Origin of the sequence: Salinicoccus sediminis, from assembly GCF_000986795.1 — a bacterium.
Classification (GTDB): Bacteria; Bacillota; Bacilli; order Staphylococcales; family Salinicoccaceae; genus Salinicoccus; species Salinicoccus sediminis.
In genome coordinates this window covers 27,500-47,963 of record NZ_LAYZ01000002.1, presented here as the reverse complement: position 1 = coordinate 47,963, position 20,464 = coordinate 27,500, and the positions used below count along the sequence as shown (strand labels likewise).

At 53.1% G+C, this 20,464-nt stretch carries 23 protein-coding genes and 8 tRNA genes; 9 read left to right on the top strand and 22 right to left on the bottom strand.

Features of this window, described 5'->3' with window-relative positions; translation table 11 throughout:
• The 8 genes from hisA to WN59_RS04005 all read left to right on the top strand — a co-directional run bounded on the left by hisA (position 1) and on the right by WN59_RS04005 (position 5,492).
• Positions 1 to 702 (top strand): 1-(5-phosphoribosyl)-5-[(5-phosphoribosylamino)methylideneamino]imidazole-4-carboxamide isomerase, encoded by a 702-nt coding sequence (gene hisA, locus WN59_RS04040; protein WP_046513038.1) that lies wholly within the window; start codon positions 1 to 3, stop codon positions 700 to 702.
• Positions 699 to 1,463: an imidazole glycerol phosphate synthase subunit HisF gene (gene hisF / locus WN59_RS04035; RefSeq protein WP_046513035.1), complete on the top strand. Its 765-nt coding sequence runs from the start codon at positions 699 to 701 to the stop codon at positions 1,461 to 1,463. Before hisA ends, hisF begins: the two co-directional genes overlap by 4 nt.
• Positions 1,460 to 2,083 (top strand): bifunctional phosphoribosyl-AMP cyclohydrolase/phosphoribosyl-ATP diphosphatase HisIE, encoded by a 624-nt coding sequence (gene hisIE, locus WN59_RS04030; RefSeq protein WP_046513032.1) that lies wholly within the window; start codon positions 1,460 to 1,462, stop codon positions 2,081 to 2,083. The genes hisF and hisIE overlap by 4 nt, the downstream gene beginning before the upstream one ends.
• 7 nt (positions 2,084 to 2,090) lie before the next feature.
• Positions 2,091 to 2,339 carry a hypothetical protein gene (locus WN59_RS04025; protein WP_231577100.1) on the top strand — a complete coding sequence of 83 codons (249 nt, stop codon included), beginning with the start codon at positions 2,091 to 2,093 and terminating at the stop codon, positions 2,337 to 2,339.
• 138 nt (positions 2,340 to 2,477) lie between these two features.
• On the top strand, positions 2,478 to 2,732 hold the full coding sequence (locus WN59_RS04020; RefSeq protein WP_046513026.1) for a hypothetical protein: 255 nt from the start codon (positions 2,478 to 2,480) through the stop codon (positions 2,730 to 2,732).
• A gap of 200 nt (positions 2,733 to 2,932) precedes the next feature.
• Positions 2,933 to 3,775: an ABC transporter ATP-binding protein gene (locus tag WN59_RS04015; RefSeq protein WP_046513022.1), complete on the top strand. Its 843-nt coding sequence runs from the start codon at positions 2,933 to 2,935 to the stop codon at positions 3,773 to 3,775.
• Positions 3,708 to 4,487: an ABC transporter permease gene (locus WN59_RS04010; RefSeq protein ID WP_046513019.1), complete on the top strand. Its 780-nt coding sequence runs from the start codon at positions 3,708 to 3,710 to the stop codon at positions 4,485 to 4,487. Before WN59_RS04015 ends, WN59_RS04010 begins: the two co-directional genes overlap by 68 nt.
• Before the next feature lie 18 nt (positions 4,488 to 4,505).
• Positions 4,506 to 5,492: an ABC transporter substrate-binding protein gene (locus tag WN59_RS04005; RefSeq protein ID WP_046513016.1), complete on the top strand. Its 987-nt coding sequence runs from the start codon at positions 4,506 to 4,508 to the stop codon at positions 5,490 to 5,492.
• Between the two features lie 45 nt (positions 5,493 to 5,537).
• Here the strand turns inward: WN59_RS04005 and pdxT are convergent, their stop codons facing one another.
• Entirely contained in the window at positions 5,538 to 6,119 is a 582-nt protein-coding gene (pdxT, locus tag WN59_RS04000; RefSeq protein WP_197073394.1) for a pyridoxal 5'-phosphate synthase glutaminase subunit PdxT, read from the bottom strand.
• Positions 6,116 to 7,000: a pyridoxal 5'-phosphate synthase lyase subunit PdxS gene (gene pdxS, locus WN59_RS03995; RefSeq protein WP_046513012.1), complete on the bottom strand. Its 885-nt coding sequence runs from the start codon at positions 6,998 to 7,000 to the stop codon at positions 6,116 to 6,118. Before pdxS ends, pdxT begins: the two co-directional genes overlap by 4 nt.
• A gap of 101 nt (positions 7,001 to 7,101) precedes the next feature.
• On the opposite strand from pdxS, the gene pdxR reads away from it, so the two are divergent.
• Complete coding sequence (gene pdxR / locus WN59_RS03990) at positions 7,102 to 8,439, top strand: MocR-like pyridoxine biosynthesis transcription factor PdxR (protein WP_046513008.1); 1,338 nt, start codon at positions 7,102 to 7,104, stop codon at positions 8,437 to 8,439.
• A gap of 33 nt (positions 8,440 to 8,472) precedes the next feature.
• Here the strand turns inward: pdxR and WN59_RS03985 are convergent.
• The 20 genes from WN59_RS03985 to WN59_RS03890 all read right to left on the bottom strand — a co-directional run bounded on the left by WN59_RS03985 (position 8,473) and on the right by WN59_RS03890 (position 20,432).
• Positions 8,473 to 8,546 (bottom strand) — tRNA-Ile (locus WN59_RS03985).
• A gap of 21 nt (positions 8,547 to 8,567) precedes the next feature.
• Positions 8,568 to 8,640: transfer RNA gene (locus WN59_RS03980), tRNA-Ala, on the bottom strand.
• Between the two features lie 20 nt (positions 8,641 to 8,660).
• Positions 8,661 to 8,744: transfer RNA gene (locus WN59_RS03975), tRNA-Leu, on the bottom strand.
• A 10-nt stretch (positions 8,745 to 8,754) separates the two neighbouring features.
• Positions 8,755 to 8,828 (bottom strand) — tRNA-Pro (locus WN59_RS03970).
• Between the two features lie 12 nt (positions 8,829 to 8,840).
• Positions 8,841 to 8,914 (bottom strand) — tRNA-Arg (locus WN59_RS03965).
• Between the two features lie 63 nt (positions 8,915 to 8,977).
• Positions 8,978 to 9,052, bottom strand: a tRNA-Gly gene (locus tag WN59_RS03960).
• An 11-nt stretch (positions 9,053 to 9,063) separates the two neighbouring features.
• Positions 9,064 to 9,139 (bottom strand) — tRNA-Thr (locus tag WN59_RS03955).
• A gap of 9 nt (positions 9,140 to 9,148) precedes the next feature.
• A tRNA-Val gene (locus tag WN59_RS03950) sits at positions 9,149 to 9,224 on the bottom strand.
• 133 nt (positions 9,225 to 9,357) lie between these two features.
• Positions 9,358 to 10,845 (bottom strand): lysine--tRNA ligase, encoded by a 1,488-nt coding sequence (gene lysS, locus WN59_RS03945; RefSeq protein ID WP_046513004.1) that lies wholly within the window; start codon positions 10,843 to 10,845, stop codon positions 9,358 to 9,360.
• A gap of 11 nt (positions 10,846 to 10,856) precedes the next feature.
• The gene (gene dusB, locus WN59_RS03940; protein WP_046513001.1) at positions 10,857 to 11,852 is read right to left on the bottom strand and encodes a tRNA dihydrouridine synthase DusB; all 996 of its coding nucleotides are present in this window, start codon (positions 11,850 to 11,852) and stop codon (positions 10,857 to 10,859) included.
• Positions 11,845 to 12,321, bottom strand: coding sequence for a 2-amino-4-hydroxy-6-hydroxymethyldihydropteridine diphosphokinase (gene folK / locus WN59_RS03935; RefSeq protein WP_046512998.1), 477 nt, complete (start codon positions 12,319 to 12,321; stop codon positions 11,845 to 11,847). The genes dusB and folK overlap by 8 nt, the downstream gene beginning before the upstream one ends.
• The gene (gene folB / locus WN59_RS03930; protein ID WP_046512993.1) at positions 12,321 to 12,686 is read right to left on the bottom strand and encodes a dihydroneopterin aldolase; all 366 of its coding nucleotides are present in this window, start codon (positions 12,684 to 12,686) and stop codon (positions 12,321 to 12,323) included. The genes folK and folB overlap by 1 nt, the downstream gene beginning before the upstream one ends.
• On the bottom strand, positions 12,679 to 13,467 hold the full coding sequence (folP, locus tag WN59_RS03925) for a dihydropteroate synthase (protein WP_046512990.1): 789 nt from the start codon (positions 13,465 to 13,467) through the stop codon (positions 12,679 to 12,681). The genes folB and folP overlap by 8 nt, the downstream gene beginning before the upstream one ends.
• A 127-nt stretch (positions 13,468 to 13,594) precedes the next feature.
• Positions 13,595 to 14,524: a cysteine synthase A gene (gene cysK, locus WN59_RS03920; RefSeq protein WP_046512986.1), complete on the bottom strand. Its 930-nt coding sequence runs from the start codon at positions 14,522 to 14,524 to the stop codon at positions 13,595 to 13,597.
• 67 nt (positions 14,525 to 14,591) lie between these two features.
• Complete coding sequence (gene hslO, locus WN59_RS03915) at positions 14,592 to 15,461, bottom strand: Hsp33 family molecular chaperone HslO (RefSeq protein ID WP_046512982.1); 870 nt, start codon at positions 15,459 to 15,461, stop codon at positions 14,592 to 14,594.
• Between the two features lie 58 nt (positions 15,462 to 15,519).
• Positions 15,520 to 17,658, bottom strand: coding sequence for an ATP-dependent zinc metalloprotease FtsH (gene ftsH / locus WN59_RS03910; protein WP_046512978.1), 2,139 nt, complete (start codon positions 17,656 to 17,658; stop codon positions 15,520 to 15,522).
• Between the two features lie 74 nt (positions 17,659 to 17,732).
• Positions 17,733 to 18,272 carry a hypoxanthine phosphoribosyltransferase gene (gene hpt, locus WN59_RS03905; protein WP_197073387.1) on the bottom strand — a complete coding sequence of 180 codons (540 nt, stop codon included), beginning with the start codon at positions 18,270 to 18,272 and terminating at the stop codon, positions 17,733 to 17,735.
• Entirely contained in the window at positions 18,269 to 19,507 is a 1,239-nt protein-coding gene (gene tilS / locus WN59_RS03900; protein ID WP_046512975.1) for a tRNA lysidine(34) synthetase TilS, read from the bottom strand. Before tilS ends, hpt begins: the two co-directional genes overlap by 4 nt.
• 59 nt (positions 19,508 to 19,566) lie before the next feature.
• Positions 19,567 to 19,947 carry a S1 domain-containing RNA-binding protein gene (locus tag WN59_RS03895; protein ID WP_017550044.1) on the bottom strand — a complete coding sequence of 127 codons (381 nt, stop codon included), beginning with the start codon at positions 19,945 to 19,947 and terminating at the stop codon, positions 19,567 to 19,569.
• 89 nt (positions 19,948 to 20,036) lie between these two features.
• Complete coding sequence (locus WN59_RS03890) at positions 20,037 to 20,432, bottom strand: FtsB family cell division protein (protein ID WP_231577098.1); 396 nt, start codon at positions 20,430 to 20,432, stop codon at positions 20,037 to 20,039.
• Positions 20,433 to 20,464 lie beyond the last annotated feature (32 nt).

Genomic DNA, 20,464 nt, shown 5'->3' with positions numbered 1-20,464 from the left:
ATGAATATCATTCCGGCCATCGACATCATCGACGGCAAAAATGTCCGCCTGAAGCAGGGGGATTATGGTCAGAAAACAGCAATGAAACGCACACCGGAAGAAGCCATCCGCTTCTACTCCGGCTTCAGGCAGGTGGGACGCATCCACATCGTCGACCTCATGGGCGCTCTCAAACAGGATGCGCAGGAATCGACCGTAATCGAAAAACTCAAATCTCAGACGGATCTCCCCCTCCAGATCGGCGGCGGACTGAGAAACATGGAGACCATACGGCAATATGACAGAATCGGCATCGATTACTTCATACTCGGCACAAAGGCGATCCTGGATACTGGCTGGCTCAAGGAAGCCGTCCGGGAGTTCCCCGGGCGCATATTCGTGGGCACAGACGCCAGGGAGAATGATATCTATGTCAACGGCTGGACGGAGAACAGTGATATCACCATCGACGAATACATCAGGGAGATCGAAGATCTGGATATCGCCGGCATCATCTACACGGATATAAACAAGGACGGCATGAACCAGGGCCCGAACTTCGGGAACACCCGGCGCATCAACGGACTGACCCGGCACAAAGTCATCGCAAGCGGCGGTATCAGGAACAAGGAAGACCTGGACAAGCTTGAATCACTGGGCGTCCGGGATGCGATTGTCGGCAAGGCCAGCCACAACGACTCATTCTGGAGGGATATCAAATGATAAAGAAAAGAATCATCCCGTGCCTGGACGTCAAGGACGGCCGGGTCGTCAAGGGCGTGAATTTCATCGGTCTCCGTGACATCGGAGATCCTGTGGAGCTCGCCAAAAGATACAATGAGGAAGGTGCCGATGAACTCGTCTTTCTGGATATTTCAAAGACGCAGGACGGCCACGACCTGATGATCGACGTCATCCGCGATACGGCAAAAGAACTCTTCATCCCGCTGACGATCGGAGGCGGCATCTCATCCGTCGGCGACATCCGTCAGCTGCTCGCTGCAGGCGCGGACAAAGTCAGCATCAATTCCGCTGCACTCAGGGAGCCCGGACTGATAAAGACAGCAGCCGACGTGTTCGGCAGCCAGTGCATATGCATCGCCATCGATGTGAAATACGATGCCGCCAAAGCGGATTATTTCGTGTTCACACACGGCGGTTCAAAGGACACCGGCATCCGCGCCTTCGAATGGATCGAACAGTGCGCCGCCCTCGGGGCCGGTGAACTGCTCATCACAAGCATGGATCATGACGGTGTAAAACAGGGGTTCGACACCGTATTCCTGAAGCGGGCAAATGAACTTGTCGACATTCCGGTCATCGCCAGCGGCGGCGCCGGCGATCCAGGTCATTTCATCGAACTTTTCCGTGAAACGGATGTATCCGCCGGACTCGCCGCCTCCATCTTCCATAACCGGGAAGTCGATATTGAAGATCTGAAATACAAGCTGCAGGACGAAGGATTCGAGGTGAGGCTCGCATGAAACCGGACTTTGAAAAAGGCGGCGGACTCCTGTCCGTCATCCTCCAGGATTACAGGACCCATCGTGTGCTGATGAACGGCTTCATGAATGAAGATGCATACCAGAAAACCCTGGATGAAGGGGTGGTGTGGTTTTATTCCCGCACTAAGGGAAGACTCTGGAAAAAAGGCGAGACAAGCGGCCACATCCAGGTGGTGAAGGAAATGGCACTCGACTGCGACCGGGACGCCCTCCTCATCCAGGTCGATCCGAAGGGGCCTACATGCCATCTCGGCACAGCCAGCTGCTTCGGCGATTCCGGCTTCAATCTGCAGACGCTTGAGGAAATCGTCGCCCGGAAGATGGATGATCCAAAGGAAGGGTCCTACACCACATATTTGACGGAGGAAGGCACAGACAAGATGCTCAAGAAGTGCGGGGAGGAAATGACCGAAGTCGTGATTGCGGCAAAGAACGATGACCGGCAGGAACTCATCGATGAAACGGGCGACCTCGTCTATCACCTCCTCGTCCTCCTCAGGAATCAGGGGGTTTCCCTCGAGGATGTCGAGAAGAAGCTGGAAGAACGGCACGGGGAAAACCTGTCCTACAAAGTACGCGGGGAAATCAAAGAATGGTAATATATAGATGAATATATTACCAGCAGGTTCTGATATGGATGACGAGTCCAAAAAGACCATAAACACCTATTTGGCCATGGGCATATCTCTCGGAATCACGTTCGGCGCAGTTCTCGGACTCCTCGCGTACATCCTGTTCTGGAATGTCATGCTCATACCGGCAGGCATCATTTTCGGCATTACCGTCGGGCTTGCTGCAGGTTACATGTACGGAAGAAGACGTGCGGACAAGACACCGCCGAAACAAAAAGAATGATATTGTATGAAAAGCGGCTGCGCCCCGGGTGCAGCCGCTTTTCATTATTCAGCATCAAGCATAGAAACCCCTGATTCGGGTAGAGGAATAATGAATCCGTAAAGCATATGATGATTTTTTACAAGGAAGGGGATTGGCATGAGTGGAAAATTTGATGCGAAAACTGTCGCGACAGCATTTGTCATAGGAATACCCGTCGGTCTGGTCTTCGGTCTGATGATTTCCATACTGACCGGAAATTACACCTATGTCTGGGCTCTGGGCATCCCGATCGGTATCATATTCAGCATCATCATGGCAGTACCGATGGTGAAAGGAAAAAACAAATCGTCCGGGGAAATGGCGGATGATGAAGACAGGAAGAACTATGAAGATGATACAATGAGGCAATAAAGCAAAAATTCCGGGACGGTTCCCGGAATTTTTTTGTCTCCTCTCATATAAAACAATCCGTCGCAATACTATGCTGATATTTCGCCGGGGCATCATGGACGATATGGACCTTTTTCTTTATCATGCTTCCTTGACAGGCATGCATAAACTGGCATATAATCCTTATATGTTTAGTAGGAATTAAAGGAGGTGTGCGCACCATGAAAGTCAGTTTGAAGGAAGTCAACAAATCATTCCAGAAAGGTAAAGGGGAGACGCTTGAGGTTCTGGATGACATTGATTTCAATATTTCCGAGGGCGAATTTGTATCATTGATCGGTCCGTCGGGATGCGGCAAATCCACGATATTGAAACTGGTCGCCGGCCTGGATGCTCCGACTTCCGGGGAAGTGCTGATGAATGGCAGGACAGTCACCGGCCCCGGAACTGACCGTGTGGTCGTCTTCCAGGAGGGTGGACTGTTTCCATGGATGACAGTGATTGAAAATGTTACATACGGGCTCCTGCGCAAGAAGATGAGCAAAGAGGAAGCCCATGAAAAGGCAATGGAGGGGCTCAGAATGGTCCATCTGGCCAACTTCACAGGTTCGTATCCCCACGAGCTGTCCGGCGGCATGAAGCAGCGTGTGGCCATTGCCCGTGCACTCGTCATGGATCCTGATGTCCTTCTGATGGACGAACCGTTCGCGGCACTTGATGAACAGACGCGCCTTGTATTGCACAAGGAACTGCAGAGGATCTGGCAGGACACGGGGAAGACGATACTGTTCATCACACATAATATCAGGGAAGCACTGACACTCTCGGACAGGGTGCTGCTCATGAGCACAAGACCCGGCGCGGTGAAAAGGGAGTTCACCGTGCAGGCAGCACGGCCCAGGGATCCCGCCGACAGCAATGTCGTTGACCTGGAAAGGCGTGTGATGGAAGAGCTGGAAGAGGAAATGGAAAAAGTGCTTAAGGAGGAATTTGGCGATGACTACCATCTTGAGAAGAGTCGTGTTCGTGATAGTGATCATAGCGATATGGGAAGTCATATCTAAGGCCGGGATCTTTCCAACCTTCATGTTCCCGCCCCTGATCATCCCGAGCGTGCCCGGCGGTGTCACAGTGCTCAAGACGCTGGTCGGCGGCGTAATGTCCGGCCAGATACTCGCAGCCACCGGAGTGACGCTCAGCCGGCTGCTCATCGGCTTTCTGATCGCCGTAGTCCTCGGCCTGACATTCGGCTTCCTGATCGCCCGCTTCAAATGGGTGGATGATACGCTGGGCTACTTCGTCACAGCGCTCCAGTCCATCCCGAGCATCGTCTGGTTCCCGCTCGCAATCGTCTGGTTCGGACTTGGCAACACGGCAATTTTATTCATCGTGGCGATCGGTGCCACGTGGACGATGACCGTCAACTCAAGCGCCGGGTTCAAGAACGTGCCCTCAATCTACATCAACGCGGCGAGAACCCTCGGATCTTCAGGATCACACCTGCTCAGGACCGTCATACTGCCCGCTTCCGTGCCCCATATCATTTCAGGGCTCCGGGTCGCCTGGGCATTCGCATGGCGCGCCATCATGGCCGGTGAGCTGCTCGGCGCAGCCGGCGGGCTCGGCTATCTGCTCGACCTCGGCCGCTCCACACAGGCCATGGATCTGGTACTTTCGATCATGATCGTCATCGGCCTCATCGGTACCATCATAGACAACCAGGTGTTCCTCAGGATGGAACGCTCTGTCGCCAGAAAATGGGGACTCAGAACATAAAAGGAGAGGATAGGTTACATGAAGAAGACACTCATCGGCTTTTTAATCATGATGACGCTCATCATCGCCGGCTGCGGCGGCGCTTCAGAAGATGAGGCGCAAGAAGTGCGCATCGGCTACTTCCCGAACTTCACGCATATCACTACAATAATCGCTCTTGAGAACGGCTACTTCCAGGAGGAATTCGGAGAGGACATTTCAATCGATACGATGACATTCCCCGACGGCAGCGCGTTCATGGAGGCGATGTCGACGGATGAATTCGACATCGGTACCGTCGGCCCCTCCCCGACGACCAATACTTATTTGAGAAACCCGGCCCATGAGATCATCGCCGGTGCCGTAAACGGCGGTGCGGTACTCGCGACAGCCGAGAATGCGGGCATCGGCAGCGTGGAGGATCTGAAGGGTGCGAGAATCGCCATTCCGACCATCGGCTCCACCCAGGACATCATGCTGCGCAAAGTACTTGAAGATGCAGGCCTCACTGCAGACGACGTTGAAATGGTGCCACAGGCACCCGCCGACACTTCCACCCTCTTCCTGCAGGGCGATGTGGACGCCGCGGCCACACAGGAGCCGTGGGGTGTATTCCTTGAAAACCAGGCGGACGCGGACATACTGCTCGATGAAGAGGAGTTCGCATGGGGCACCGAATCCACGACCACAGTCGTGACCGCCCGCCAGGGATTCACGGACAGCAACCCCGAACTCACAGAAGGCTATATCCGTGCACATATGAAGGCCGTCGAATTCTTCCAGCAGAACCAGGAGGAGGCCGTGCAGATATTCGTCGACCATATTGCTGAAATTTCCGGCCAGGAACTCGATTATGAGGAGACACTCGAGGCCAGCAAGCGCCTGAACCCGACCTACGAGATCAATGAGGAGGTCCTGCAGGAAATGGCGACCATCAGCAGCGAGGCTGAATACACACCTTCAGATGAAATCGAAGGGCTCGTCAACACCGAATTCCTCGATTCAGTACTTGAAGATGCAGAATGATGAAAAGCGCAAGATCAACTCATGTTGATCTTGCGCTTTTTGGTTTTATCGTATTGTTTCTGCGGCAAGGGATGCGACCATATCAATGAAGTACTGATGGAATACCGTGGAATCGGTGAGCTCCGGATGGAATGAAATGCCGAGGTGGCGTTCCGAACGTACCGCGACGGTTTTGCCGGCCGTTTCGGACAGGATCTCCACGCCGCTGCCGGCCGACACGATATGCGGCGCCCGGATGAAGACCGCTTCCGCCTTTTCGTCTATGCCTCTAACATCCAGTTGTGCTTCAAAACTGTCCACCTGCCGGCCGAATGAATTCCTCGCGACAGTGATATCGAGCTTTCCCAAGTGGCCGCAGGTTTGGTCTGTCACGTTTTCGGCAAGCAGTATCAATCCGGCGCATGTGCCGAACATGGGAAGGCTGCTTTGACGGAGCACCTCTGTGAAACCGTAGCGGTCCATCAGCCGGCGCATCGTGGTGGATTCGCCGCCCGGGAGGATGAGGCCGTCTATATGCTTAAGTTCCTCCACCCGTTTGATGGGCACCGCTTCATGGCCGCATGCTTCGACAAGGCGCGCATGCTCCCTCACAGCCCCCTGCAGGGCGAGTATGCCGATCTTCATCACCATCCGCGTTCCTGCATCCTCTCTTCCAGCGACAGCTGGCTGATATCGATGCCGGTCATCGCCGAGCCGAGCTCCTTCGCCAGCCTGCCGATCAGTTCGTAGTCCTGGTAATGCGTCGTTGCTTCAACGATCGCCTTGGCGAACTTCTCCGGATTTTCCGACTTGAATACGCCTGAGCCGACGAATACGCCGTCTGCACCGAGTTCCATCATGAGTGCCGCATCCTGCGGTGTCGCGACCCCGCCTGCCGCAAAGTTCACGACCGGCAGTTTGCCGAGCATCTTTATCTCCTTGAGGACATCGTATGGTGCGCCCTGGTTTTTCGCCTCGGTCATGAGCTCGTCATCGCTCATCACTGAAATCTGGCGCACTTCCTGGTTCACCATCCTCATGTGCCTCACCGCCTCGACGATGTTGCCGGTGCCCGGCTCCCCCTTCGTGCGCAGCATGGAGGCGCCTTCCCCGATCCGTCTTGCCGCTTCGCCGATGTTGCGGCAGCCGCACACGAACGGCACGGTGTAATCATCCTTTTTGAGGTGGAACACTTCATCCGCCGGTGTGAGGACCTCAGATTCATCTATATAGTCCACCCCGAGTGACTCCAGCACCCGCGCTTCGGTGATGTGGCCGATCCTGCACTTCGCCATGACCGGTATGGATACCGCATCCACCACTTCTTCGACGATGCGCGGATCGCACGCCCTTGCAACGCCGCCCGCCGCTCTGATGTCGGATGGCACACGTTCAAGCGCCATGACCGCAACGGCTCCCGCCGCTTCCGCGACTTTGGCCTGTTCCGCGTTGACGACGTCCATGATCACGCCGCCCTTCTGCATTTCCGCCATTCCTCTTTTGACCCTTTCAGTTCCTGTCTGCTGCATGCTTACGACTCCCTTTCCTATTGCGATTATACTAAAATAGTATAGAATGAAATCTGAATACTCTAAAGTATCAGTTTGAAATAGATTGAGGAGGTCAGATTATGCTGATCAGTCTGGATAAGAATTCGGATATCCCTTTATTCCAACAGATTTATGACACCATCAGGCAGCAGATCATCCGGGGGGAGCTTGAAAATGATGAAAAACTCCCCAGCAAGCGCCAGCTGCAGCACGACCTTTCCATCAGCCAGACGACGATTGAAAATGCCTACGGCCGCCTGCTGGATGAAGACCTGATATACAGCAGGGAGAAAAGCGGCTATTTCGTCACCCCCGTCGCACAGCTGGAAGCGGGGGTCAGGGAGACCGCAGCCGATATAGTGAGAAAAGAGAAAAAGCACTATGCCCTCCCTCCGGGCACGGTGGATACGACGATTGTCCAGAGTGATGTACTGAAGCATATCGCCAGGGAGGTCTTTTCGGATGATGAGCTTTTGAACCTCGGTGATGAAAGCGGTGAAAGGCGGCTCAGGGAACAGATCAGGCATTACCTGCACATCAACCGGGGTGTCATCTGTTCAACCGACCAGATCTTCATCGGGCCCTCCACGGAATACCTGCTCGAACAGGTCCTCTATCTGATGGGCCACCCGGCAATGACAATCGAGGACCCGGGCTATCCCGTCGTCAAAAAGGTGCTGGAGAGGCTCGGCATCAAAGTCGATTTCGCCCCGGTCAGAGAGGACGGCGTGGATACGGGAACCGTGCAGGCCCTCTCCAACCCGGTCGTCCATGTCACTCCTTCCCATCAGTTTCCGAGCGGTGTTGTGCTATCGCTTCAAAAGCGCATCCAGCTGCTGAACCACGCAGGGGCCGCAGGCACATACATCATCGAAGATGACTATGACAGTGAGTTCAGATACACAGGACGGCCCCTGTCCTCCCTGCAGGGACTCGATCAGAACGACCGGACCATTTACATGAGCACGTTCTCAAAGGCCCTCTATCCCTCTCTCAGGCTCTCCTGCATGGTGCTGCCGAAGAGTCTGGCGGAACTTTATTATGCAAAACAGCTGTCCTGCAATGTGCCGCGGCAGATGCAGCTCATCGTCGCCCGTTTCATGGAGCGCGGTTACCTGGAGCGGCATATCAACAGGGTGCGCAAAATATACCGTACAAAGATGGAGGCCGTCACCGCGCGGCTCAGGGGGGAATATGAAGGCATCGAAATATACGGGGACCATACCGGCATGCATTTCATGCTGCGGGTGCCCGGCACAGATCTCCGCGCCCCGGCCGAAAAACACAGCCTGGTCCACGGCAGCAAGTATTCGCATGCGGAGGGACTGGCGGATACAGTTCTCATCGGCATCGGCGAAAAGAGCGCGGAGGAGATCATGGATATACTGGCCGCATTTCTCGGGGATATTTTCCCATAATAAAAAAGCACGGATATTTCCGTGCTTTTTGAATGGGCCTAAGTGGACTCGAACCACCGACCTCACGCTTATCAGGCGTGCGCTCTAACCAGCTGAGCTATAGGCCCCCACTATGTAATTAAAAAAAGTGGAGACTAGCGGGATCGAACCGCTGACCTCCTGCGTGCAAAGCAGGCGCTCTCCCAGCTGAGCTAAGCCCCCATGAAACATATATAGAAAAATGCGGGTGAAGGGACTCGAACCCCCACGTCGTTAAAGACACTAGATCCTGATTCTAGCGCGTCTGCCAATTCCGCCACACCCGCGTAATATAAATCGGGAAGACAGGATTCGAACCTGCGACCCCTTGGTCCCAAACCAAGTGCTCTACCAAGCTGAGCTACTTCCCGTGGCTGTACAAGCGCGCCCGAGAGGAGTCGAACCCCTAACCTCTTGATCCGTAGTCAAACGCTCTATCCAATTGAGCTACGGGCGCATATATAAAAATTTGAGTTGTTTGCTTCAAAAAAAATAAAACGGCATGACCGCTTAATAAAAATGGAGCGGAAGACGGGATTCGAACCCGCGACCCCCACCTTGGCAAGGTGATGTTCTACCACTGAACTACTTCCGCATTATAGTGAATGGTGCCGGCCAGAGGACTTGAACCCCCAACCTACTGATTACAAGTCAGTTGCTCTACCAATTGAGCTAGGCCGGCTATTATTAATGGTGGAGAATGACGGGTTCGAACCGCCGACCCTCTGCTTGTAAGGCAGATGCTCTCCCAGCTGAGCTAATTCTCCTGTAGGGCTTATTAATAACGTCGACTTTTATATAATATACCATGAACAGTATTTTCGTCAACACTTTCGCTGTTTTTATTATTGGAATAATACACCCGGGAGCCCCCGGGTGCATCATTATGGTACCTTTACATCATTTCATCCTCATATAAGGGAACAGAAGCACATCCCTGATGGATGCGGAGTCCGTCAGCAGCATGACAAGACGGTCGATGCCGATGCCGAGTCCGCCTGTCGGCGGCATGCCGTATTCGAGCGCCTCGAGGAAGTCCTCATCCATTTCGTGGGCTTCATCGTTGCCCGCTTCCTTTTCAGCCACCTGTGCTTCGAAACGTTTCCTCTGATCGATCGGGTCGTTGAGCTCGGTAAATGCGTTGGCGTGCTCGCGTCCGACGATGAAGAGTTCGAAACGGTCTGTAAATCTTGGATCTTCCGGATTCTGTTTCGCAAGCGGTGAAATCTCGATCGGATGACCGAATACGAATGTCGGCTGGACAAGCGTATCCTCCACTCTCTGCTCGAAGAATTCGTTCAGTATGTGGCCGTAGGTCATGGACGGCTGGACTTCAATGCCGCGCTCTTTGGCAAGCGCATGGGCTTCTTCATCCGTCCTGACTTCATAGAAGTCGACGCCCGTCTGTGCCTTGACGGCATCCACGATGTGCACACGTCTCCACTTCGGTGTCAGGTCGATTTCCTGACCGTCATACTGGACGATCATGGAGCCTGTTACGTGGTTTGCGATATATGCAATCATTTCTTCTGTAAGGTCCATGATGTCATGGAAGTCCGCATACGCCTCATAGAGCTCGATCATTGTGAATTCAGGGTTATGCCTTGTGGAAATCCCTTCGTTCCTGAATACCCTGCCGATTTCATAGACTTTTTCAAGACCGCCGACAATCAGCCGTTTCAGATGAAGTTCGATCGCGATGCGCATGAACAGTTCCATGTCGAGCGCATTGTGATGTGTGACGAAAGGACGCGCCTGCGCCCCGCCGGCGATTGTATGCATCATCGGCGTCTCGACTTCGAGGAAGCCGCGCTGGTTCAGATAATTGCGCATCTCCTGGATGATCAGGCTGCGCTTGATGAACGTCCCTTTGGAATCTTCGCTTGTAATCAGGTCCAGGTAGCGTTTGCGGTAACGCTCCTCGACGTCTTTCAGTCCGTGGTATTTATCCGGCAGCGGTCTGAGTGCCTTTGTCAGCGAAGTGAACTCCTGCGCCTTCACAGAAAGCTCTCCCGTATTCGTCTTGAACATGACACCTTTGACACCGACAATATCACCGAGGTCCGACTGGTTCCATATATCGAAAGCCTCTTCGCCGATCTGGTCCTTGCGGACATAGATCTGGATCTGCCCGTTGATATCCTGGATATGGGCAAACCCCGCCTTGCCTTTGCCGCGTTTGGTCATCAGCCGTCCTGCAATCACTGTGCCGGAAACATCTTCCTTCTCAGCCAGTTCCTCTTTCGTAAACTGGTCCCACTCCGCTTTGAGACGATCCGTATATGCCGTGCGTTCGAATTTTTCTCCAAATGGATCGATTCCGAGATCGATCAGCTGCTGCATCTTTTCACGTCTGACCGCTATCTGGTCGTTCAGTTCTTCACTCACGTATCTCTCTCCTATACTGTCATTTGTTTTTTATCTGCCTGGTGCGCTTCTATGAAATCATCGATGATTCCTGCAAGTTCCCGGCGCGACCCGGCCTGGTTGATCTGCCTGCGCATATTGCCGTTGCCTTTGATGCCCTTCAAATACCATGACGCATGCTTGCGCATCTCGAGTACCGCCAGTTTCTCGCCCTTGAGATGGATCAGACGGTCCATATGCAGCTTCATGATATCCATCTTCTCTCCCATTTCAGGTTCAGCAGCGAGTTCTCCCGTCTCGAGATAATGCACCGTCCGGTAGATCATCCACGGATTGCCGAGCGCCTCGCGGCCGATCATGACCGCATCGACGCCCGTCTCATCCAGCATCTTTTCAGCGAGTTCCGGGGATGTGACATCACCGTTGCCGATGACCGGGATGCTGACAGCCTCTTTGACCTGTCTGATGACATCCCAGTCCGCAACCCCTTCATACATCTGCTCCCGGGTCCGTCCGTGCATGCTGATCGCGGCTGCGCCGGCACGCTCCGCCATCTTTGCATTCTCGATTGCGTAAATATGATCGCTGTCCCAGCCGATGCGCATCTTCACTGTCACCGGCTTCGATACATTTCCGACCACGGCGCTGACCATGTCGTAGATCTTATCAGGGTCGAGAAGCCAACGTGCGCCGGCCTCACAGCGGATGATCTTGGAAACCGGGCATCCCATGTTGATATCGATGATGTCCGCCGTCGTATTCTGATCCACATATTTCGCCGCTTCGACAAGCGTGCCCTTCTCCCCGCCGGATATCTGGAGGGACAGGGGGCGTTCATTCTCATCGATGTACAGCATGCGCATCGTCTTTTCATTGCCGAATAAAAGCGCCTTGTCGCTGATCATTTCGGCACATACCAGTCCGGCGCCGAATTCCTTGACGGTCAGCCTGAACGCCGCGTTGGAGACGCCCGCCATAGGGGCAAGCACCACACGGTTTCCGATCTCCACATCTCCGATTTTAAACATTCTTCTCACCGGCTTCCAGTTCTTCCTTCAGCGTCTGTACGGTCTTCCCGAATCCCGGATGGATCCGTCCGCCGGCAATTTCGGCCAATGGATCGAGAACGAACGCGCGCTTGTGCATCTCCGTGTGCGGAATGCTCAGGTCGTCGAGGGAGAGTTCCAGGTCTTCATACAACAGAATATCGATATCTATTGTCCGGGGTCCCCATACTTCCTTGCGCACCCGGCCCAGTTCATGTTCGATGGCCAGCACATTCTCCAGAAGCTCCAGAGGTGAAATGCGCGTTTCAACCTCTACACACATGTTGATGAAGTCCGGCTGATCCGTTTTGCCGTACGGCTCTGTCTCATACAGTGACGATCGTTCCGTCACACTGATTTCGCTTTGTTCATCGAGCCTGCGGACGGCAGAATCAAGGTTCTCCCTGCGGTTTCCCAGGTTGCTCCCGAGACCCAAATATGCAACTGCCATTATTCTTCCCGCTTTCTGTTCAGTGTAATGCTCACATTATCATAATTCCCCTCGATGGGAGGGTTTGGTTTCGCTATTGTCACTTCTGTCTCTATTATTTTATCATACCGGTCAAACAGGGCTCCCGACACTTTTTCCGCCAGATGCTCGATCAGATTCACAGGCGGGCCCTTGATGATTTCCTCGATCATTGCATAAGCTTCACCGTAATGCACAGTCTGCTCCAGATCGTCATGCTTAGAGGCTGCCGAAAGATCAAGATACATGACCACATCCGTGATGAAGAACTGGCCGAGCTTTTGTTCCGCATCGAACACACCATGATAGGCATAGGTCTTGATGCCGTTTAATCTGATGTTATCCATCGAGGTCCCCCTTCAGTCTGACATAGGCATCCGCCAGCTTGCGGTTCAATGCGACATTGTGGACGCGCACTCCGGCGACCCCTTTGTTGATGCCGTGGATCGTCGTCGCGGCTGTCGCCTCATCGCGGCCGTGGGCGGGAGTCTCTTCATCCATGAGTTCCTTGATCATCCGTTTGCGGCTCGTCGCAAGGAGCACAGGGTAGCCGACTGCGACCAGCTCATCGAGACGGCGCATGACTTCCAGTTCCTCTTCACGGGACTTCACAAAGCCTATCCCCGGATCAAGCCAGATGTTCCCATTCTTTACACCGTGGGATTTGGCGAGTTCCGCAGACGCCACAAGCTCTTGTATCATGTCTTCCACCACATCCCCGTACGATGCATGATCATTATTGTGCATCAGGAATATCGGAGCATCGAAGTCACGGGCGGCGTCAAGGATCGTTTCATCATATGTTCCGCGCCACTGGTCGTTGATCATGGTCGCGCCGGCTTCAAGCGCGCGGCGTGCCACAGGCCCCCGGAAAGTGTCGATGGAGATGGCAGGGCCGAGATCGCGTATCGCTTCTATTACCGGCACGACGCGGCTGATCTCTTCCTCCTCTGTAATCTCCGTGTAGCCGGGACGCGTTGAATAGCCTCCGACATCTATGATATCCACACCTTCATGGACCATGCTGCGTGCACGGACGAATGCGTCCTCCACAGAATTATACTTCCCGCCGTCACTGAATGAATCCGGCGTCACATTCAGTATGCCCATTATCTTGAGCCGCTCCATACTATCATCCTCTATTCCATAATAATAGACATATTATAACACGTCCCGGGGGAGAAATATAATGGCCTGCGCCAAAAATAAAATACCATACCCCGCGCGGGATATGGTATCTGGCCATCAGTGGTTCTTAATCTTCAAAATTGAAAAGCGGTGTGGAGAGGTACCTTTCACCATTGGATGGCAGAACCGTGATGACGTTCTTGCCTTTGCCCAGTTTCTTGGCCACCTGGATGGATGCTTCGACTGCGGCGCCGGAAGAGATGCCTCCGAGAATGCCTTCTTTTGCCGCCATTTCCCGTGCCCTTTCCATTGCTGCCTCGTTGCCCACCGTCACGACTTCATCGTAGACTTCGGTATCCAGTGTACCCGGTACAAATCCGGCGCCGAGGCCCTGGATCTTATGGGGGCCCGGCTCCCCGCCGCTCAGTATGGCAGAGTCTTCAGGTTCAAGCGCATAGATCCTGAGTTCAGGATGTGCCTCTTTCAGCACTTTTCCCGCACCGGAAATCGTACCGCCCGTGCCGATACCGGATACGAATCCGTCGACGGAAATCCCCTCAGTCTGCTCCACAAGCTCCCTGCCTGTCGTTTTCGCATGGATCTCAGGGTTCGCCATATTCTCGAACTGCTGCGGCATGAAGTAGCCGTGCTTCTCTGCAAGCTCCTCCGCCTTTTTTATCGCGCCTTTCATCCCTTCGGCACCGGGAGTCAGAATCAGTTCCGCCCCGTATGCCTTGAGCAGGTTGCGGCGTTCCTTGCTCATGGTATCCGGCATGACGAGCGTCGCTTTGTACCCTTTGCTGGCGGCGACCATGGCAAGGCCGATACCGGTGTTGCCGCTCGTCGGCTCGATGATGGTCGTGTCTTTATCAAGTCTGCCCTCTTTTTCCGCCGCTTCGATCATGGAGAGCGCGATTCTGTCTTTTACAGAGCTTCCAGGGTTCATGAATTCAAGCTTAACGTAAATATCAGCTGAGTCATCATCAGTAAGGTTGTTCAATTTTACAAGTGGTGTGTTGCCGATCACTTCTGAAATGTTATTATAAATTTTACTCATAATATGCTCCTTTATCCCTAGTTAATAGCTATGAATAGTGTACCACTAATGCACCGTGAAATCAACTTTAATGCGTGATAAGCGCCTCAAGCTCCTCTTTCTCGATCCAGACTTTGTTGCGGCAGAAATGACAGTCCGCTTCCGCTCCGCCGTCCTCTTTGATCATTGTAACAATTTCCTGGGCATCAAGTGTAGCAATAGCATTCAGGAAACGCTCCTTGGAACATGTACATTCGAACGCCACAGGCATTTCATCGAGTTTGCGCCAGTTGTCGCGGCCGAGTACTTCGTCGATGATCTCCGAAGGCGTGAGACCCTGGTCGATCAGCTTCGATACAGGTGTCATTTCACCCGCCCGCCTGTCGAGGAAGTCCATCGTCTCCTCGCTCGCGCCGGGCATGACCTGTATGATGAAGCCGCCGGCGGCTTTGATCGTGTTGTCCGGGTTCACAAGCACACCGAGTGCCACGATGGAAGGCACCTGCTCACTCGTATAGAAGTAGTAGGAAAAGTCCTCCCCGATTTCCCCGGAAATGATTTCGGTCGAGCCTGTGAAATGCTCCTTCAGTCCGATATCCTTGACCACGTTGAGAAATCCATCCGTGCCCACTGCACGCCGGACATCGAGCTTGCCATGTTCATTCAGCGGGAAATGCACCTGGGGGTTGCTCAGGTAGCCGCGCACTTTGCCCTTGGCATTGCTGTCGACGACGATTGCACCGATCGGGCCGCCGCCCTGCAGTGTCACAGTCACCTTCTCTTCATTTTTCAGCATAGAACCCATCATGAGCCCGGCAGTCATCGTACGGCCGAGGGCCGCAGCAGCTGTCGGGTAGGCCCCGTGCCTTGTGACTGCCTCGTTTACCGTTTCTGTCGTATCGACAGAAAAAATTCTTATTTCATCATTCATTCCGATTCCTCTGATCAGATGATCCATTTGTTTTCCTCCCTAATATCGCACAAAAGTCGCCCATCCGGGCGACTTTACATGTGTCTTAGTTTCTTCTGCTGTCATCATCGAGTTCCCCGTCACGGCCTTCTCGCCCCTGCGCCGGTTCCTCCGAATCTGTTTTTTCTTCAGCCAGCCTGTGCTGGCTGTTGCGTTCTTCTTCGCGGCGTTCCTGTTCGCGGCGGTCGTACTCACGGGAAGTCTCTTCCCGCTCCACCATGTCACGTTCTTCAGTTTCGTCATCATCTGAATTTTCATCCAGACCTTTTTTGACGTCTTCATAGGACGGACCGATTTTATCCTCGTCTTCATCCACTGTATGATCTTCGAAATTGCGTTCAGGCAATTTGCCGTTATAGAAGAGTCCCTCGATCTGTTCACGGTCAAGCGTCTCTTCGACCAGCAGTGTTTCGGCAATCAATGTCAGCTGCTCCTGGTGTTCAGTCAGAATCTGACGGCAGCGTTCGTATTGCGTCTTGACGATATTCTGCATTTCCTGGTCGATTTCATATGCAATCGCATCAGAATAGTTAGGATCCGACTGCATATCTTTACCCAGGAATACCTGGCCGTTGGAGTCGCCGAACTGGAGCGGGCCGAGTTTTTCACTCATACCGTATTCCACAACCATGCTGCGTGCAATGCCGGTAGACCTCTGGAAGTCATTGTGGGCACCTGTGGAAACTTCCCCGAAATTGATCTCCTCTGACACACGGCCTCCGAGAAGACCGACGATCTTATCTTCGAGCTCGGGTTTCGTCATGAAGTAGCGGTCCTCTTTCGGAAGCATGACCGCATAGCCGCCTGCCTGTCCGCGTGGCACAATCGTCACTTTATGGACCATATCAGCGTCATCGAGCACCATGCCGATTATTGTATGCCCGGCTTCGTGGAATGCAACGATGTTGCGCTCTTTCTCGGAGATGACCTTGCTCTTCTTGGCAGGACCGGCAATCACTCTGTCGGTTGCCTCATCAACATCACGCATGTCGATCTTGCGCTTATTCCCCCTTGCGGCCACCAGAGCCGCTTCGTTGAGAAGGTTCTCAAGGTCGGCCCCTGAGAAGCCCGGAGTACGTGCAGCAAGTGCGGCAAGATCAACCGTTTCATCAAGCGGTTTGTTTTTCGCATGTACTTTAAGCACCGCTTCACGGCCTCTCACATCCGGACGGGCGACAGGGATCTGCCTGTCGAAACGGCCGGGACGGAGCAGTGCCGGGTCAAGGATGTCGGGTCTGTTTGTTGCGGCAATCATGATGATGCCTTCGTTTTCACCGAAGCCATCCATCTCCACAAGAAGCTGGTTGAGCGTCTGCTCACGCTCATCGTGACCGCCGCCGACACCTGCACCACGCTGACGGCCGACTGCATCGATCTCATCGATGAAGATGATACACGGTGAGTTTTTCTTCGCGTTCTCGAACAGGTCGCGTACACGGGATGCACCGACACCGACGAACATTTCCACGAAGTCCGAACCACTGATTGAGAAGAAAGGCACGCCTGCTTCGCCTGCCACCGCGCGGGCGATGAGCGTCTTACCTGTACCTGGAGGTCCTACAAGAAGAACACCTTTCGGAATACGGGCGCCGATCCTGTCGAAACGGCGCGGATCTTTCAGGAAGTCGACGACTTCAATGAGTTCCTGTTTCTCCTCATCCGCACCTGCGACATCTTCGAAGCGTACTTTTTTCTTATTCTGGTCATAGAGCTTCGCTTTGCTCTTGCCGAAGTTCATCACTTTGCCGCCGCCTCCGCCGCCGCCTTGTGCCTGACTCATCAGGAACAGGAAGAGGAAGAGGATAAGCAGGAGCGGTATGAATGTGAACAGCATGCTTGTCCATGGACTCTGCTCCTCCGCAGGTTCAATGGTGAAGTTCAGACCATCCTGCGATTTTGCAGTCTCCAGTATCTGGTCAAGATCTTCTGTACTGTTGTACGGAATCACCGATGTAAAGGATTCCTGCTCATCCTGGCCGGCCAGTCTCCCTTCGATCAGGTAGACGTTCTGCTCCGGCTGAATTGACAGCTCTTCTATGTTACCGGCGTTCAGCTCATCGAGAAATTGATTGTACTGCAGTTCTTCCTCGAGGGCGGAATCGCCATTAAAACTTTGAAAAATACCAAACATGATCACTGATAAAATCAATATCAGCACTATGTTACGGCCCACATTTTTAGGCATCCGTAAACCTCCATTTCTAATACGACTAACAGAAATAATACCATAATTTCACAATACTATTCCACTGTTTTGATTTATTGATAAAGCTCTGGTTTCAAAAGGCCGATGTATGGCAGATTTCTGTACTTTTCATCGAAATCAAGTCCATATCCGACGACGAATCCATCAGGGATTTCCGTCCCTGCATATTTCACATCCACGTGAAGCTTGCGGTTCACGGGCTTATCCAGAAGTGTCACAATCTCAAGTGATGCTGCATTCCTGTAGGCGATCAGATCGACGATCGAGTTCAATGTCGTCCCGGTTTCGATGATATCTTCGACGATCAGGATATGACGGCCGTCCACTGAAGTGGAGAGATCTTTCAATATCTTTACTTCCCCGGAAGATTTCGTGCCTACATAGCTTGAAACATCCATGAAATCTATCTCAAGATGCGTATCTATGTATTTGATCAGGTCGGACATGAACATGATGGAGCCTTTGAGCAGCCCAACGAGTATGGGCGTCTTCCCTTCATAGTCCCTGGTGATCTTCTCCCCCAGTTCTTTTGCGATTGCCTGGATTTCCTCCTCGGACAATACAACCTCGCTGATGTCATTTTTAATACTCATTGCCTTACTCCTTTTTCGACACTTAATCGACTGTGATTCCCTCGTGTCTTCATTATATTATAAATTATACCCACTGCAATAATTTGATGACTCCGTCCTGTGACCACCGGCATGGTTTCCCGTTCATCCTTCGGCACTTTCCGGTCGATGAACAGACGGGAGAGCTTCTTTGTGCCGACGCCCGGCACAAAGATCCTGTCCCCTTCCTCTTTCGTCCGTACGCGGACGGGCAGTTCCGAAGGGTCCATTTCGACCGTGATTTCGTATCCGTTGAAGCTGTACATTCCGTTCTCGGTGATGTCGAGATGGTGAAGCGTGACAGAGTCCCCTGCCTCGATACGCATTTCGTCATAGGCGATCACCACCAGCCGGCCGCCGACGGGGAATTCCGCCTGGGCGGTGCCGGAGGATGCCACATCAAGCATCTCTTCAATGTACCTCCGTCTCGCGCCGAGCCCGTGGGAGGCGAGCCACGCGTTCACTATATAGATACGGCTGATCCTGCGCCTTTTGTTGAATTCTTTCCGTGACAGCACCTGCCGGCCCGAGATGAAGCCCGCCGCCTCTTCGCGCAGCATGCCGTCGACCTCACCGAGATCCTCCGCCAGCTTCAGAAGCTGGTCCGGCTGGAGATGCTCCGATGCCCTGATATCCTTCATCAGATTGTGACGGATATAATTGCGGGTATAGCCGGTGCCGCTGTTGGACTCGTCTTCGAAGTACGTGACTCGGTGACGGCCGGCATAGGCTTCGATTGCCGCACGCGGGATGCGGAGCAGCGGCCGGATGATGCGGTAGCCCTCTTCCTCCCGCGCGTATGGTATCCCCATCCTGCCCGGCAGGTATCTGCCGGTGAGCAGCTGGTGCATCACCGATTCGTACTGGTCATCCAGATGATGGGCGGTGAGGAGGACACGGGCGCCGTGGCGCACCATCATCCCATCGAAAAACTGATAGCGTGCTTCCCGCGCCGCCGCCTGGCTGAAATCATCCTTTTCGATATCAAGCCGGACCGTTTCGCACGTGATACCGTCCGCTGCGGCCATATTCACTATGTGGGCCGCCTCCGCTTCCGATGCCACCCTCTGGCCGTGATTGACATGCAGCAGTATCAGACGTCCGAAAGTGTCCCTGTATGAAGTTTTCAACAGATGATAGAGGACCATGGAGTCCACACCGCCGGAAATCGCAAGTGCCACCGTATCATCTCTGTCCCAGGAACATCTTAGTTCCATAGCCCACACTTCCCGTAAAATAAAATAAGACGATTACTGGAATCGTCTGTATATATCTATTATCTTTTACCTCTGCCGCCACGGCGTGATTCCGTCTGCCTTTTGATCGTAGACAGGCGGTCCTCACTGTCCTTCAGGAAGCTCGACAGCTTCTTCTCGAAATCTTCCGGCGAACTTTCCCTGCGCGGCCTCGGTTTTGGTTTCTGTTCTTTTGCTTTCTTTATGGACAGACTGATTTTACCATCGTCTCCGACGGATAGGACCTTCACTTCAATTTCCTGGCCCACACTGAGATGCTCATTAATATCCTCTACATACTGATCCGCAACCTCACTGATGTGCACTAGTCCTGTCTTTCCTCCCGGCAATTCAACAAACGCACCGAAATTCTTGATACCCGTGACTTTCCCGATAACTTTACTGCCCACTTCAACTGACATCTTGATATATTATCCTCCCAATTATCATTTACTCTCTATATATAATAATACCATTAAAAAGAAAAATAATCATTACAATATTGTAACGATTATTCTTCCTGTGCTTCTTTTTCAGCGTTTTCATCGTTTGTTTCCGGCAAATTGAACACAATCTCCCCTTCTTCAGAGAAGAAGAATTCACTCCGTGCAATTCTTGCGATATAGTTCTCATCATTCAGCTGCTTTATCTGCTGCTCAAGGTCTTTTTCCTCGGCCACCCGTTCATCCATGACTTCCTCGGTCTGAACGAGTTCCTCCTGCAGCAGCTGGTTCTGGGTCTTCTGGTTGAAAGCCACGATCAGCAGGATGCCCACCACCAGCAGCATCAGGCTGCCGAACAGCATTGTACGTTTTTTGGCAACACGGTTTTCACTGCGGCGCACCTTCTTTTCGGCATCCCGCTTTTTCGTGTAACCATTGATCATCCTGACCACTTTGTTAGCCAATGCATCACATCCCTTAATTGTGCATTCTCTAT

Coding starts and splice junctions, on each gene's coding strand:
- hisA (WP_046513038.1), top strand. CDS start 1: ATGAATATCATTCCGGCCATCGACATCATCGACGGCAAAAATGTCCGC.
- hisF (WP_046513035.1), top strand. CDS start 699: ATGATAAAGAAAAGAATCATCCCGTGCCTGGACGTCAAGGACGGCCGG.
- hisIE (WP_046513032.1), top strand. CDS start 1,460: ATGAAACCGGACTTTGAAAAAGGCGGCGGACTCCTGTCCGTCATCCTC.
- WN59_RS04025 (WP_231577100.1), top strand. CDS start 2,091: ATGAATATATTACCAGCAGGTTCTGATATGGATGACGAGTCCAAAAAG.
- WN59_RS04020 (WP_046513026.1), top strand. CDS start 2,478: ATGAGTGGAAAATTTGATGCGAAAACTGTCGCGACAGCATTTGTCATA.
- WN59_RS04015 (WP_046513022.1), top strand. CDS start 2,933: ATGAAAGTCAGTTTGAAGGAAGTCAACAAATCATTCCAGAAAGGTAAA.
- WN59_RS04010 (WP_046513019.1), top strand. CDS start 3,708: ATGACTACCATCTTGAGAAGAGTCGTGTTCGTGATAGTGATCATAGCG.
- WN59_RS04005 (WP_046513016.1), top strand. CDS start 4,506: ATGAAGAAGACACTCATCGGCTTTTTAATCATGATGACGCTCATCATC.
- pdxS (WP_046513012.1), bottom strand. CDS start 7,000: ATGCAGCAGACAGGAACTGAAAGGGTCAAAAGAGGAATGGCGGAAATG.
- pdxR (WP_046513008.1), top strand. CDS start 7,102: ATGCTGATCAGTCTGGATAAGAATTCGGATATCCCTTTATTCCAACAG.
- dusB (WP_046513001.1), bottom strand. CDS start 11,852: ATGTTTAAAATCGGAGATGTGGAGATCGGAAACCGTGTGGTGCTTGCC.
- folK (WP_046512998.1), bottom strand. CDS start 12,321: ATGGCAGTTGCATATTTGGGTCTCGGGAGCAACCTGGGAAACCGCAGG.
- folB (WP_046512993.1), bottom strand. CDS start 12,686: ATGGATAACATCAGATTAAACGGCATCAAGACCTATGCCTATCATGGT.
- folP (WP_046512990.1), bottom strand. CDS start 13,467: ATGGAGCGGCTCAAGATAATGGGCATACTGAATGTGACGCCGGATTCA.
- cysK (WP_046512986.1), bottom strand. CDS start 14,524: ATGAGTAAAATTTATAATAACATTTCAGAAGTGATCGGCAACACACCA.
- hslO (WP_046512982.1), bottom strand. CDS start 15,461: ATGGATCATCTGATCAGAGGAATCGGAATGAATGATGAAATAAGAATT.
- ftsH (WP_046512978.1), bottom strand. CDS start 17,658: ATGCCTAAAAATGTGGGCCGTAACATAGTGCTGATATTGATTTTATCA.
- hpt (WP_197073387.1), bottom strand. CDS start 18,272: ATGAGTATTAAAAATGACATCAGCGAGGTTGTATTGTCCGAGGAGGAA.
- tilS (WP_046512975.1), bottom strand. CDS start 19,507: ATGGAACTAAGATGTTCCTGGGACAGAGATGATACGGTGGCACTTGCG.
- WN59_RS03895 (WP_017550044.1), bottom strand. CDS start 19,947: ATGTCAGTTGAAGTGGGCAGTAAAGTTATCGGGAAAGTCACGGGTATC.